This is a genomic window from Streptomyces fulvorobeus (assembly GCF_013167895.1).
In the GTDB taxonomy this organism is placed as follows: domain Bacteria; phylum Actinomycetota; class Actinomycetes; order Streptomycetales; family Streptomycetaceae; genus Streptomyces; species Streptomyces fulvorobeus.
Window position 1 is genome coordinate 5,877,339 of the sequence record NZ_BLWC01000001.1, and the last position, 12,303, is coordinate 5,889,641.

Sequence of the window (12,303 nt, forward strand, 5' to 3'; positions counted from 1 at the left end):
AGGGTGCCCCTGCCGTGCGTCAATCCGCTTGCGCCCATGCCGGTGGAACCCCGAGCATGCCCCGTATGCACCACAGCGGGGCGCGCCGATGAGCGCGAGACTGCGCGGCATCGCGCGTGAGACCGAGGCCATCGTCGAGGCCGGCCACTACCGCGCGTCCGACGGCCGCGAGGTGCCCATCGGGCGCGCCCTGACCGCCGCGCTCTCCGGCACCCGGCTGTACGGCCCCGAGCCGGTTCCCGTCGCCGCCCTGGACACGAGCCGGGCCACGGCCTTCGAGGTGACCGAGGAGAGCAGTCTCCAGGCCGCACGCCGGCTGACCAGCGAGGCAGCGGCGAAGGTGGCCGTCCTCACCTACGCATCGGCACGCAATCCCGGCGGCGGATACCTGAACGGCGCGCAGGCCCAGGAGGAAGCCCTGTGCCGCGGCTCCGCGCTCCACGCGACCCTGCTGCGGGCCCCGGAGTTCTACGCGCACCACCGCGCGGAACGCAGCACCTTCTACACCGACCGGGTGATCCACTCACCCGGCGTCCCCGTCTTCCGCGACGACCGCGGGCGCCTCCTGGACACCCCGTACACCGTGGGCTTCCTCACTTCTCCGGCCCCGAACGCCGGAGTGATCCGCGACCGGGTGCCCCAGGAGGCGCACCGTCTCCCCACCGTCCTCGCCGGCCGGGCCGAACGGGTCCTGGAAGTAGCCGCCGTGCGGGGCTACCGCAGGCTCGTGCTCGGCGCCTGGGGCTGCGGCGTGTTCCGGAACGACCCAACCCAGGTGGCCGGCGCGTTCCACGCACTGCTCACCGGTGGTGGCCGGTTCGCGGGCCACTTCGAACAGATCGTCTTCGCCATCCTCGACCGCAGTCCCGCCTCCACCACCCGGGCCGCGTTCGCCCGGGCGTTCGCCGGTCAGCTCCAGCCGTAACGCTCCCGCAGCCGCACGGCCACCCGCTCGAACCGCACGCGGTCCAGCGCACACGCCTCCCGCCGCATGCCGTCCTCGTGCACCCGCAGCAGCCGGTCCAGAACGACCCATGACTGACGCCCCGAGCTGTCCCACGGCCCCGCCCCCAGCGCCACCCACTCACGGTCCGGGTCGTGCTGCTTGCTGGAGAGCGGAACGGCGAGCAGCGTCCTGCCCTCCTCACGCGCCACGACCAGCACGGGCCGGTCCTTGCCGCGCCCGTCGTTCTCCTCGAACGGCACCCAGGTCCAGACGATCTCGCCCGGGTCGGGATCACCGTCCCGGTTGGGGGCGTACGAGGTGCGGACCGGGCCCGTGTCGCGGGGGTCCGCCGCGGTCGTGGCGGTCGGGCCGTTGCGGCCGGGAAAGTCGGACGAGCTGTCAGTCGTGGCTGAGCCGGGAGGGAACATCATCCGGACACCGTAGAACCTGTACGGCCCATTCCATGGAGCGGGGCGGCTGAATGGGCGTCAGGCTCGACCACATGATCACCGGAGTCCTCCCCCGTCCCTCCCGTACCGTCGCCCTCTCCGTCGCGGGGCTGCTCGCGGCGGCCCTGCTCCCCGCGGCCTCCGCCGCGGCGTCAGGCCCGTCGGCGGCCCACCCCCAACCACCCCCCACCCTCTCGACGGACGCACCTGCCGCCGAGCCGGAGCCCCACCCCGGCGGCGGCGCGGCGCCGCCGCGCACCGTGTCGGCGTGGCTGCCCTACTGGGACCAGGAGGGCGCCTACCAGAACGCCCTGCGCCACGCGGACCAGCTGCACACCGTCAGCCCTTTCTGGTACCAGGCCGTCTCGGCCGGCCGGATCGACCCGCACCCGGGCGCGGGCGAGCGCCGCGTCATCGACGGACTGCACGGGGCGGGGACCAAGGTCGTACCCACCGTCATGGAGACGATGAAGAAGGGCGCCCTCGCCGCGATCCTCACCGACCCCGCGCGGCGCGAGGAACACGCGGACGCGCTCATGCGTACGGTCGGCACGCGCGACTACGACGGACTCGACCTCGACTACGAGTCCATCGCCGCCACCGGCGACAGCACCTACCGGCAGGTCCGCGACGGCTTCACCGCCCTCGCCACCGACCTCTGCGCGCGCCTGCACAAGCTGCGCAAGCAGTGTGTGATCACGGTGTTCCCCAAGACCAGGACCACCGGGCGCATCTGGGACTACGCGGCGATCGGCCGCGTCGCCGACCGGATGCGGATCATGGGATACAACCTGCACTGGTCGAGCGGCACCCCGGGGCCCATCGCGGACACCGCCTGGTACGACGACATCCTGACCCGCGCCACCGCGCTCGTCCCCGCGGCCAAACTGGAGATGGGACTGCCCGCCTACGGGTGGGACTGGCCGTCCGATCCCGCGAGCAAGGCCAAGACCCGGCACGTCACCTGGAAGACCGCCGAGGCCCTCCGCCACAAGGAGGGGGTGCCCTACCAGTTCGACGAGGTCTCCGGGACGCCGCACTTCAGCTACCTCGACGGCGAAGAGCGCCGGGAGGTCTGGTACCAGGACGCCCGCGGAGTCGCCGCGCACCTTCCGGTGCTGCGACGCCACGGCGTGCGCAACACCGCTTTCTGGGCGCTGAACTTCGAGGACCCCGGTATGTGGCCGGTTCTCGCCCGCGGCTGACGGAACCAGGCCCTTCGGTTTGCGCGGTGTGCCGGGACCCGCCGGACCCCGGCACACCGCCTCGATCTACGCCACCTCGACTACACCGTCGACCGCCTGGTCCGCCACCCACCCCGGAGCCACGACCTGCTGCGTGCCGCCGCCATCCCCCCCCGCGAGTGCGGCTGAACCGGCCGCCCGGGGCACGACGAAGTGCGCCACCCACTCCGGATGTCTAGCGTCGTGGGCATGAGCCATCCGCAGAGTTACGAGATCCTGCTGCTCCCCGAGTTCGCCGACTCCGGTGACAGGGCCCCCGAGCCCGGCACCGCCATCCGCTCGGCGGTCGTGGCGGCCACCGGCGACACCGGGGCCTCCGGCTATCCGCGCTACGCCGGGGACGGCATGGAAGCGGACATCGACCCGGCGACGCACACCGTGGAGGCGCTGCTGGTGGACGGCTCGGAGGTGGACTACGGGCTCACCGTCCGGATCGCCGAGAAGTCCGATGACACCGCCGAGGAGTCCGGCGCCTGAAGGGCGCCGGCCGCGAACCCCGGGGGCCCGCAGAGCACGGGCGGCCGTGCCATCCTGGGGAAGTGACACTTTCGGACCTGGTCCGGCTCCGCCGGGCGCGCGACCAGATGGACCGCGACCACGCGCAGCCGCTCGACGTGACCGCCCTGGCCCTCGGGCGCACATGTCGCCCGGTCACTTCTCCCGGAGCTTCCGTGCCGCCTTCGGGGAGACGCCGTACAGCTACCTGATGACCCGCAGGATCGAGCGGGCGAAGGCCCTGCTGCGACGCGGCGACCTGTCGGTGACGGAGGTGTGCTTCGCGGTCGGGTGCGCCTCGCTGGGAACGTTCAGCACCCGGTTCACCGAGCTGGTGGGTGAGAGCCCCAGCGCGTACCGGGCACGTGGACACGAGCGGGGCGAAGGCATCCCGGCGTGCGTGTCCAAGATCCACACCCGGCCCGTCAGAAGCAGGGAACAGCACAGCGACACGGGCATTCCGTAACCGAGGACGACACTCCGCTCCGGACAGCCGGGGCCGCCACCAGAGGTTTCGCGTACGCCGGGAGCCCGCGTCGAGGAGCCCGACCGGGGCCCCGACAGGGCTCCTGACCGCGCGGACGCCCGCGCGGTCACCGTCGTGGCAGGCCAGCACTCAAGCGAGGCCCACGCCCTACGGCTGGTTGCCCTCCGGAGCCTTCTGCTGCTCCTGAACGGACTTGCGGACCTCGTCCATGTCCAGCTTCCGCGCCTGCCCGATGACGTCCTCAAGGGCCGTCTCCGGGAGAGCGCCGGGCTGGGAGAAGACCGCCACGTTGTCGCGGACGATCATCAGCGTCGGAATCGACCGGATCTCGAAAGCCGCCGCCAGCTCCTGCTGGGCCTCCGTGTCGACCTTGGCGAACACCAGGTCGGGGTGACGCTCGGAGACCGAGTCGTAGACGGGGGCGAACTGGCGGCAGGGGCCACACCAGGAAGCCCAGAAGTCGATCAGTACGAAGTCGTTGTCGCTCACGACCTGGTCGAAGTTTTCCTTGGTGAGCTCTACGGTGCTCATGCTCTGATACCTCTTCCTGGGCCCGTTCGGACCTGTCGGCACAACGGTGACTCCACCGGCGCTATTCCGCCTGCCCGTGTGGCCGTCGCGCACACCCGCGACCAGACTGTGCGCATGACTGAAGTGGTCGAGAACACTGAAACCGAATACGACGTCGTGGTGATCGGTGCGGGACCCGTGGGTGAGAACGTGGCGGAACGGACCAGGGCCGCTGGGCTGAGCACGGCCGTCATCGAGTCCGAGCTCATCGGCGGCGAGTGCTCCTACTGGGCGTGCATGCCCAGCAAGGCGCTGCTGCGCCCCGTCGTCGCCCGGGCGGACGCCCGCCGCGTGCCGGGGCTCAGCGCCGCCGTGGAGGGCCCGCTCGACACCGACGCGGTACTGGCCCACCGCGACACGTACGCGTCGCACTGGAAGGACGACGGACAGGCCGGCTGGCTCGAAGGCATCGGCGCGCACATCTACCGGGGCGTGGGCCGCCTGACCGGCACCAGGCAGGTGTCCGTCACCACGCGCGAGGGTACGGAGCACCGGCTCACGGCCCGGCACGCCGTGGCCGTGTGCACCGGCAGCCGGGCCGTGCTCCCGGACCTGCCCGGCGTCCCGGAAGCCCGGCCCTGGACGAGCCGCGAGGCGACCAGTGCCAAGGAGGTCCCGCGGCGGCTGATCGTGGTGGGCGGCGGCGTGGTCGGCGTCGAGATGGCCACGGTCTGGCAGGCCCTCGGGGCCCAGGTGACGATGCTGATCCGGGGGAAGGGGCTGCTCCCCGCGATGGAGCCCTTCGCCGGTGAGCTGGTCGCCGACGCGCTGACCGAGGCCGGCGCCGTCATCCGTACCGGAGTGTCGGCGACGGCCGTGCGGCGCGCCGCTCCGGACGGACCGGTCACCGTCGAACTGGACGACGGCGGACAGCAGGAGGCGGACGAGATCCTCTTCGCCACCGGCCGCGCCCCGCGCACCGATGACCTGGGACTGGACACGGTGGGCCTGCGGCCCGGCTCCTGGCTCGACGTCGACGACAGCTGCCGGGTGCGGGGCAGCACCTGGCTGTACGCGGTCGGCGACGTCAACCACCGGGCGCTGCTCACCCACCAGGGCAAGTACCAGGCCCGGATCGCGGGCGCGGCGATCACGGCCCGCGCCCAGGGAGCTCCCCTGCTGGAATCCGACCGCTGGGGCGCCCACGCGGCCACCGCCGACCACGCGGCCGTGCCCCAGGTCGTCTTCACCGACCCGGAGGCCGCCTCGGTCGGTCTCACCCTCAGGGCGGCGGAAGAAGCGGGCCACCGGGTGAGGGCGGTCGACTACGACCTGGCCTCGGTGGCCGGCTCCGGCCTGTACGCACAGGACTACCGCGGCCGGGCCCGCATGGTCGTGGACCTCGACCGGGAGATCCTCCTCGGCGTCACCTTCGTCGGCCCGGGCATCGGTGAACTGCTCCACTCCGCGACCATCGCGGTCGCGGGAGAGGTCCCGATCGACCGCCTGTGGCACGCGGTCCCGGCGTATCCCACGATCAGCGAGGTCTGGCTGCGGCTCCTGGAGACGTACCGCGGCTAGATCTTCGTGAGGGGTGGAGCGTGGAGAGCTGACTGACGCGGCCGGGGAACGGACAGCTCCGACGCCGCCGGGTGTGGACGGACACGGACGGCAGGGGCGGGACCACCGCCAGGTGACCAACGGAGTGCGTGGCGGCTTCACCGTCCCGAACGCGGTCATGAACGCACTGAGGGTGCCCGGGACCGGTGCCGGGCACCCTCGACGCAGACCTGACGCAATGATCGCGGACGGGGCGTACTCGTCACGGGCGATCCGCAAGGACCCTGCGCGGGCGGGGCAGCCGGACCCTGATCCTCACCTGCCTTCAAGATCCGTTGTCAGTGGCTCCCCCTAGTGTGAGGACATCACCCGGGGAGCCTCTGAAGAGGAGTGGAAACGTGTCCGTCAACAAGATCCAGCACAAGGTGAACCACGTCGCGCTGGTAGTGGACTGTTCGGGTTCCATGCGCCAGCACCAGAGCCAACTCGTGCGAGTGGTCGACGAGTTCGTGGCGGGACTGAAGGCGGAGTCGGACAGTCTCGGGCATGAGACCCGGATAAGCCTGTACTCCTTCGACCACAGGGTGGAGAACCTGGTCTGGGACATGGACGTGAAGCATCTGCCGTCCATGCGGGGGCTGTACAAGGTCAACAACGGTGCCACGGCCCTCATCGAGGCGTCATTGAAGTCCCTGGACGACCTGGGCCACATCTGGGAGGCGTACGGTGAGCACAGCTTCCTCCAGATCGTGGTGACGGACGGCGAGGAGAACGCCTCAGGCGGCGACAGGCGGCACGACGGCGACATGGCCGTTCTCGGCCCCTGGCTGGACAGGATCGCGGCGAAGATGGGCGCGCTTCCGGACCACTGGACCTCCGCGATCCTCGTACCGAACTCCCTGGCGAAGCGAACCGCCCAGAACTACGGCTTCCCGGCCGGAAACATCGCCATCTGGGACGCGGACTCCCAGGAGGGCGTCGAGGAGGCGATCGGCACCGTGCGCGCCGCCGCCACGAGCTTCCTGCGGGGCCGCGAGCAGGGTGTGCGCGGCACGAAGAACCTGTTCACGGTCGGCCAGGACATATCGGTCGACGACGTGCGGGCGAACCTGGAACCGGTCCCGGCCGACCGGTACCGGCTCCTGAAGGTCGACACGGAGGTCGAGATCCGGTCCTTCGTCGACTCCCATCCGGGCGTGACGTACGAACGCGGCTCGTGCTACTACCAGTTGGGCACCCGAGTCCAGGTCCAGCCCGACAAGGAAGTCATCGTGGTCGAGAAGGACACGGACCGCGCGTACACGGGCGATGCGGCGCGCAGTCTGCTCTTCGGGGCGGGCATCCAGGGGACCGTCTCGGTGAAGGCGGGGCGCAACCCGAAGCTGGAGGTGTATGTGCAGAGTCGTTCGGTGAACAGAAAGCTGAAGCCGAGCACGCGTCTGCTCATCATGCTCTGAATGTCCTGCATGCCCTGAACCCCTGCCCACTTGACTCCCTGACCAGCAGGAGAAGGTCGTGTCGCCCGGAGACCGGGGCACGGCCGACCGCGGTCTCACGGCCGCCCCCGCTCAGCATCGTCGCGTCCCATAAATCGTTTCGTCCGTGATCACTTCGTCCGGTACGGTCGCGAGATCGTTTTACCTGCGGGGGAGGCCATGTGGTGCACCTGTGGCCTCCTCCGCGGTATCTAGGCTGAGAGCAGGTTCCGTCATGGCGTGTCGTATCAGTGAACTCGTGCTGGGCTGCCGCGATCCCGAGGTGCTGGCGCGTTTCTGGTGCGAGGTACTGGACTTCGTGGTGCTCGATCGCGAAGGGGACGAGTGCTTCGAGATCGGACCGCGCGAAGGGTTCGGCGGTCCGCAGCCGACGATCATCCTCAGCCGCAGGGACGACCTCGAGAAGGGGAAGTCCCGACTGCACATCGACGTCAACGCCACCGACCGCGATCAGGGCGCCGAGCTCGAACGCCTTCTGGAACTCGGCGCACGCCCGGCCGACATCGGCCAGACGGGGGAGGAGCAGTGGCATGTCCTGACCGACCCCGAAGGCAACGAGTTCTGCCTGCTCAAGGCCCGCCTGAACCCGCTCTGACGCCGACGCGGTGGTGTCTTGACCGGATCGCGGACCGGGTGGTCGAGCCCATGCCGATCTTCACGCCGACCACCGGTCCGCTTCTCCTCGCGCTCCGCCGGAGAGACGCCCGGCCGTGAACGCGGGGGCTCCGACTACGGCAGGAGAGCCATCTCCCGTGCGTTCTTGATGGCGGTCGCCACCCGGCGCTGCTGCTGCGCACTGATGCGGGTGACGCGCCGGCTGCGGATCTTGCCCCGGTCGGAGATGAACGCGCGCAACAGGTCGGTGTCCTTGTAGTCGATGTACGTGATCCTGGCGGCGTCGAGCGGATTGGGCCGGGCCTTGACGGGCTTGCGGGGGTCGGGGCGGCGTGGCATCGGTTCTCCTCGGAGTGCGTGGGTTCGTGCGTGAGTGCGGGTGGTTGGGCTGGTCAGAGGACCGGGTCGAGTAGGGAGTCGAACGCGGGAAGCAGGTCCCGCCACGACTCACGTCCGGCCCCGTACTCGTCGTCGGTGAGCAGACAGGACTCCAGCAGCGCCGTGAGGCCGTCGCGGTCGAGCCCGGGGGAGACGAAGACGAGGTGCTGGCAGCAGTCCCCGTGCACCGGGTGCCAGTCGAGCGCGGCGGCGGCCTGCCGGAAGGGCGGCACCATGTCCCAGGCGGCGTCCGGCAGGGAGGCGAGCCAGGGGCCGGTGTTCTCGACGCAGAGGGCGCCACCGGCCGCGTCCCAGGAGAGGAGCGTGTCGGGCCGGTCGGCGAGCCAGAAACGGCCCCGGCTCCGGGCCGCCGCACAGCTCAGATCCTCAAGCGCCGCGTACAGCCGCTCGGGGTGGAAGGGGCGGTGCCTGCGCCACACGAGCGTGCTCACCCCCGACTCCTCCGCGTCCTGGGGAAGCAGCGCACAGGCGGGATGCTGGGCGGCGCCGGCCGCCTCGACGTCGAATCCGGCGAGGGCGAGTGCCGTCAGGGTGTCCGACCCGGCCGCCGCCTGCCGCGCCGTGGGATGCAGTTGTCCGATCAGCGCGCGGTCCTCCTCGCTCGCGTCCCCGCTGTCCACGAGCGCGATGACGGACGCGTACTCCAACTGGCGTGCCCAGGTGTCCCCGACGGTGCGCCGGTCGCCCGCCGCCGCTGCCAGTCCGGCCTCCGCCAGGTCGTCGCCGTTGGCCAGGTAGGGCAGCACGAGTGCCGGGTCGACCGCGGTGACGACGCTTCTCACCTCGGCGCACCCCTGTCCGTGGGCGGCGATCACCTCGGCCATGGCCTTCGGCTCGACGGAGTCCCAGAGTTCGAGGACGGCGAGGGAGGTGAGTCCTCCGGCCGCCAGGCGCTCCAGTTCCGGGACCAGGTCCGCGCGCAGCGCGCAGCAGGCGCAGTCGTTGACGAGTGGAGCCTCGCCGCCGGACTGCTCGCCCGAGGAGTCGCGGATGGTCCTGCGTACGGTTCCTTCGCCGGCCGTCGTCAGGTCGTGGTGCAGGGCGACGCTGTGCGGAACACTTCTGAGCAGCCCTTCCACCACCTCGCGCCGGGCATCGGAGTGCAGACCGCCGACGATGACGACGGGCAGCTTCTGGCCGCGCTCCATCACCGGCCCTCACGGCGGCCGTAGCGGCGCTCGAACCGTTCCACGCGGCCGGCGGTGTCCAGGACCCGGGCCGTGCCGGTGTAGAAGGGGTGACTCGCGGAGGAGATCTCCACGTCGACGACCGGGTAGGTGTGGCCGTCCTCCCACTCGACGGTGCGCTCGCTGGTGAGGGTCGAACGGGTGAGGAAGGCGAAGTCTGCGGCCTTGTCGCGGAAGACGACGGGGCCGTACGAGGGGTGGATTCCGGGCTTCATGGTGAGGTCCTTCGGATGGAGGCGGGGATCAGCGTTCTTCGCGGAAGTCGACGTGCCGGCGAACCATGGGGTCGAACTTGCGCAGCACGAGCCGGTCGGGATCGTTCCGCCGGTTCTTGCGGGTGACGTAGGTGTAGCCCGTGCCCGCGGTGGAGCGGAGCTTGATGATCGGGCGTAGTTCGTTGCGTGCCATGACGGAGACTATATGGGAATGATTACCATGTTCAAAAGGGGCGGCGAGGTGGGTGGGCGGTCCCGCACTGGTGGGAAACGTGCTGAGGGGGAGGGCGGGGCCCAGGTCACGGGCCTGGCCGGAGCTGGTCCCGGACCACTGTCAGTGGCGTCGGATAGCTTCGCCCCATGACGACTCCTGAGACGACTTCAGCCGACAACCACCACGTCATCCAGGTGCGTGGCGCACGTGAGAACAACCTCGCCGACCTGTCGCTGGACATCCCCAAGCGCCGGCTCACGGTGTTCACCGGGGTCTCGGGGTCCGGCAAGTCCTCACTCGTCTTCGGCACCATCGCCGCGGAGTCCCAGCGGTTGATCAACGAGACGTACACCGCGTTCGTCCAGTCGTTCATGCCGAGCCTGGGGCGGCCCGATGTCGACGCGTTGCACAACCTGAGCGCCGCCATCGTGGTGGACCAGGAGCGGATGGGGGCCAACTCCCGCTCCACGGTCGGCACAGTCACCGACGCGTACACCATGCTGCGGATCGTTTTCTCGCGCCTGGGCACGCCCCGCATCGGTACGTCGGCAGCCTTCAGCTTCAACCTGCCCGAAGGCATGTGCCCGAGGTGCGAAGGGGCCGGTCAGGTGTCGGACATCGACATCGACCAGCTGGTCGACCGGGAGAAGTCACTGAACGACGGAGCCATCACCGTCCCCAACTTCGCGGTGGACTCCTGGTACTGGCAGATCATGGCCCACTCCGGTTTCTACGACCCGGACAAGAAGCTCAAGGACTTCACCGAGCGGGAGTGGGCGGATTTCCTCCACAAGCCGCAGACCAAGGTGAAGGTGGGCAGCAACAACTTCACCTATGAGGGCCTTGTCCTGAAGGTGCAGCGGACCATGCTCAGCAAGGACCGCGACGCCATGCAGTCCCACATCGGGGCCTTCGTGGACCGTGCCGTGGTCTTCCGTGACTGCCCCGACTGCGCAGGCGCCCGGCTGACGGCCGCGGCCCTGTCGTCGAGGATCGACGGGGTGAACATCGCGGAGTGCTCCGCCATGCAGATCAGCGACCTGGCCCAGTTCGTGCGGAAGATCGACGATCCGGGCGTCGCGCCCCTGCTGGCCGGTCTGCGGGACCTGCTGGACTCGCTCGTCGAGATCGGCCTCGGCTACCTCAGCCTCGACCGTCCCGCCGGCACGCTCTCCGGCGGCGAGGCCCAGCGGGTGAAGATGGTGCGACACCTCGGTTCCAGCCTGACGGACGTCACGTACGTCTTCGACGAGCCGACCATCGGTCTCCATCCCCACGACATCCAGCGGATGAACGCGCTGCTGCTGCGGCTGCGCGACAAGGGCAACACGGTTCTCGTCGTCGAGCACAAGCCCGAGGTGATCTCCATAGCCGACCATGTCGTCGATCTCGGCCCCGGTGCGGGCACCGACGGCGGACAGATCTGCTACAGCGGCGACGTACCGGGCCTGCGCGCATCCGGCACCCTGACCGGACGGCATCTGGAACACCGGGCGGGCCTGCGGAGCACCGTGCGTGAACCGCACGGGAGGCTGTCCATCAAGGGCGCCGACCTGCACAACCTCCAGGACGTGAGCGTCGACATCCCGCTCGGGGTCCTGACCGTGGTCACGGGGGTCGCCGGATCGGGCAAGAGCTCGCTGATCCACGGCAGTCTGCCCGCGGGGCAGGGCGTGGTGGTCGCGGACCAGTCGCCCATCCGTGGCTCACGGCGCTCGAACCCGGCGACGTACACGGGTCTGCTCAACCCGATCCGCACGGCTTTCGCCAAGGCCAACGGCGTCAAGCCCGCTCTCTTCAGCGCCAACTCGGAGGGCGCCTGCTCCAAGTGCAACGGCCTTGGGCTCATCTACACCGACCTCGCCATGATGGCGGGAGTGGCGTCGGTGTGCGAGGAGTGCGAGGGCAAGCGCTTCACCCCCGAGGTGCTCACCTACACCCTGGACGGCCGGAACATCAGCGAGGTGCTGGGAATGTCGGTGGCGGAGGCCCACGACTTCTTCCCCTCCGGCCAGGCGCACGCCGTCCTCGGGCGGCTGCGTGACGTCGGACTCGGCTACATCCGGCTCGGGCAGCCGCTCAACACGCTCTCCGGCGGGGAGCGCCAGCGTCTCAAGCTGGCCATCCACATGGCCGAGAAGGCGGCGACGTACGTGCTCGACGAGCCGACCACAGGGCTCCACATGGCGGACGTGGACCAGCTGCTCGCCCTGCTCGACCGGCTGGTGGACGCGGGCAACACCGTCATCGTCATCGAGCACCACCAGGCTGTGATGGCCCACGCGGACTGGCTCATCGACCTCGGGCCCGGGGCCGGCCACGACGGGGGCCGTGTGGTGTTCGAAGGAACACCGGCGGATCTGGTGGCCCAGGGCGGCACACTCACCGCACGGCATCTGCGGGAGTACGTAGCGGGCTGAGGCGTACGACGGCTGCCGGTCCGACGCTTCCGTAGGCAGGGGGGGCGGTTTCCGCTCCCCCCGAAC

The 12,303-nt window shown here is 70.2% G+C and carries 13 protein-coding genes and 2 pseudogenes; 9 read left to right on the forward strand and 6 right to left on the reverse strand.

Annotated features, from left to right (window positions below):
- Positions 1-88: 88 nt before the first annotated feature.
- The gene (locus tag Sfulv_RS26665; RefSeq protein WP_173317008.1) at positions 89-925 is read left to right on the forward strand and encodes a TIGR02452 family protein; all 837 of its coding nucleotides are present in this window, start codon (positions 89-91) and stop codon (positions 923-925) included.
- Here Sfulv_RS26665 and Sfulv_RS26670 read toward each other — a convergent pair.
- On the reverse strand, positions 910-1,374 hold the full coding sequence (locus Sfulv_RS26670; protein ID WP_173318238.1) for a type II toxin-antitoxin system PemK/MazF family toxin: 465 nt from the start codon (positions 1,372-1,374) through the stop codon (positions 910-912). The two genes, Sfulv_RS26665 and Sfulv_RS26670, sit on opposite strands and share 16 nt — an antisense overlap.
- A gap of 74 nt (positions 1,375-1,448) precedes the next feature.
- Here Sfulv_RS26670 and Sfulv_RS26675 point away from each other — a divergent pair, with 74 nt between their 5' ends.
- From Sfulv_RS26675 to Sfulv_RS26685, 3 genes and pseudogenes are all read left to right on the forward strand, one after another.
- A complete protein-coding gene (locus Sfulv_RS26675) occupies positions 1,449-2,600 on the forward strand; it encodes a glycosyl hydrolase family 18 protein (protein ID WP_173317009.1) in 1,152 nt (383 codons plus the stop codon).
- A gap of 228 nt (positions 2,601-2,828) precedes the next feature.
- The gene (locus Sfulv_RS26680) at positions 2,829-3,116 is read left to right on the forward strand and encodes a hypothetical protein (RefSeq protein ID WP_173317010.1); all 288 of its coding nucleotides are present in this window, start codon (positions 2,829-2,831) and stop codon (positions 3,114-3,116) included.
- 107 nt (positions 3,117-3,223) lie between these two features.
- A pseudogene (locus tag Sfulv_RS26685) lies at positions 3,224-3,600 on the forward strand (helix-turn-helix transcriptional regulator).
- A 168-nt stretch (positions 3,601-3,768) separates the two neighbouring features.
- On the opposite strand, the gene trxA reads toward Sfulv_RS26685, so the two are convergent.
- Positions 3,769-4,152 carry a thioredoxin gene (gene trxA, locus Sfulv_RS26690; RefSeq protein WP_173317011.1) on the reverse strand — a complete coding sequence of 128 codons (384 nt, stop codon included), beginning with the start codon at positions 4,150-4,152 and terminating at the stop codon, positions 3,769-3,771.
- A 114-nt stretch (positions 4,153-4,266) separates the two neighbouring features.
- Between trxA and Sfulv_RS26695 the strand changes: the two genes are divergently transcribed.
- From Sfulv_RS26695 to Sfulv_RS26710, 4 genes and pseudogenes are all read left to right on the forward strand, one after another.
- The gene (locus Sfulv_RS26695) at positions 4,267-5,712 is read left to right on the forward strand and encodes a dihydrolipoyl dehydrogenase family protein (protein WP_173317012.1); all 1,446 of its coding nucleotides are present in this window, start codon (positions 4,267-4,269) and stop codon (positions 5,710-5,712) included.
- Between the two features lie 112 nt (positions 5,713-5,824).
- Positions 5,825-6,005 (forward strand): annotated as a pseudogene (locus tag Sfulv_RS31605) (IS5/IS1182 family transposase); the annotation flags it as partial.
- Between the two features lie 84 nt (positions 6,006-6,089).
- Positions 6,090-7,148, forward strand: a complete 1,059-nt coding sequence (locus tag Sfulv_RS26705) for a vWA domain-containing protein (RefSeq protein ID WP_173317013.1) — start codon at positions 6,090-6,092, stop codon at positions 7,146-7,148.
- A 253-nt stretch (positions 7,149-7,401) separates the two neighbouring features.
- Positions 7,402-7,782 carry a VOC family protein gene (locus Sfulv_RS26710; RefSeq protein WP_173317014.1) on the forward strand — a complete coding sequence of 127 codons (381 nt, stop codon included), beginning with the start codon at positions 7,402-7,404 and terminating at the stop codon, positions 7,780-7,782.
- 134 nt (positions 7,783-7,916) lie between these two features.
- Here the strand turns inward: Sfulv_RS26710 and rpsR are convergent, their stop codons facing one another.
- The 4 genes from rpsR to rpmG are packed head-to-tail and all read right to left on the reverse strand — an operon-like array spanning position 7,917 to position 9,796.
- Complete coding sequence (gene rpsR, locus Sfulv_RS26715) at positions 7,917-8,141, reverse strand: 30S ribosomal protein S18 (RefSeq protein ID WP_173317015.1); 225 nt, start codon at positions 8,139-8,141, stop codon at positions 7,917-7,919.
- A 53-nt stretch (positions 8,142-8,194) separates the two neighbouring features.
- A complete protein-coding gene (locus Sfulv_RS26720; RefSeq protein WP_173317016.1) occupies positions 8,195-9,349 on the reverse strand; it encodes a CobW family GTP-binding protein in 1,155 nt (384 codons plus the stop codon).
- Positions 9,349-9,603 (reverse strand): type B 50S ribosomal protein L31, encoded by a 255-nt coding sequence (locus Sfulv_RS26725; RefSeq protein WP_173317017.1) that lies wholly within the window; start codon positions 9,601-9,603, stop codon positions 9,349-9,351. Before Sfulv_RS26725 ends, Sfulv_RS26720 begins: the two co-directional genes overlap by 1 nt.
- Positions 9,604-9,631: 28 nt before the next feature.
- On the reverse strand, positions 9,632-9,796 hold the full coding sequence (gene rpmG / locus Sfulv_RS26730) for a 50S ribosomal protein L33 (RefSeq protein ID WP_173317018.1): 165 nt from the start codon (positions 9,794-9,796) through the stop codon (positions 9,632-9,634).
- Positions 9,797-9,963: 167 nt separating this feature from the next.
- On the opposite strand from rpmG, the gene Sfulv_RS26735 reads away from it, so the two are divergent.
- On the forward strand, positions 9,964-12,237 hold the full coding sequence (locus Sfulv_RS26735) for an ATP-binding cassette domain-containing protein (protein ID WP_173317019.1): 2,274 nt from the start codon (positions 9,964-9,966) through the stop codon (positions 12,235-12,237).
- Positions 12,238-12,303: the final 66 nt, after the last annotated feature.

Excerpts from the sequence above, each read along its gene's own strand:
- Sfulv_RS26665 (WP_173317008.1), top strand. The coding sequence starts at position 89 with ATGAGCGCGAGACTGCGCGGCATCGCGCGTGAGACCGAGGCCATCGTC.
- Sfulv_RS26670 (WP_173318238.1), bottom strand. The coding sequence starts at position 1,374 with ATGTTCCCTCCCGGCTCAGCCACGACTGACAGCTCGTCCGACTTTCCC.
- Sfulv_RS26675 (WP_173317009.1), top strand. The coding sequence starts at position 1,449 with ATGATCACCGGAGTCCTCCCCCGTCCCTCCCGTACCGTCGCCCTCTCC.
- Sfulv_RS26680 (WP_173317010.1), top strand. The coding sequence starts at position 2,829 with ATGAGCCATCCGCAGAGTTACGAGATCCTGCTGCTCCCCGAGTTCGCC.
- trxA (WP_173317011.1), bottom strand. The coding sequence starts at position 4,152 with ATGAGCACCGTAGAGCTCACCAAGGAAAACTTCGACCAGGTCGTGAGC.
- Sfulv_RS26695 (WP_173317012.1), top strand. The coding sequence starts at position 4,267 with ATGACTGAAGTGGTCGAGAACACTGAAACCGAATACGACGTCGTGGTG.
- Sfulv_RS26710 (WP_173317014.1), top strand. The coding sequence starts at position 7,402 with ATGGCGTGTCGTATCAGTGAACTCGTGCTGGGCTGCCGCGATCCCGAG.
- rpsR (WP_173317015.1), bottom strand. The coding sequence starts at position 8,141 with ATGCCACGCCGCCCCGACCCCCGCAAGCCCGTCAAGGCCCGGCCCAAT.
- Sfulv_RS26720 (WP_173317016.1), bottom strand. The coding sequence starts at position 9,349 with ATGGAGCGCGGCCAGAAGCTGCCCGTCGTCATCGTCGGCGGTCTGCAC.
- Sfulv_RS26725 (WP_173317017.1), bottom strand. The coding sequence starts at position 9,603 with ATGAAGCCCGGAATCCACCCCTCGTACGGCCCCGTCGTCTTCCGCGAC.
- rpmG (WP_173317018.1), bottom strand. The coding sequence starts at position 9,796 with ATGGCACGCAACGAACTACGCCCGATCATCAAGCTCCGCTCCACCGCG.
- Sfulv_RS26735 (WP_173317019.1), top strand. The coding sequence starts at position 9,964 with ATGACGACTCCTGAGACGACTTCAGCCGACAACCACCACGTCATCCAG.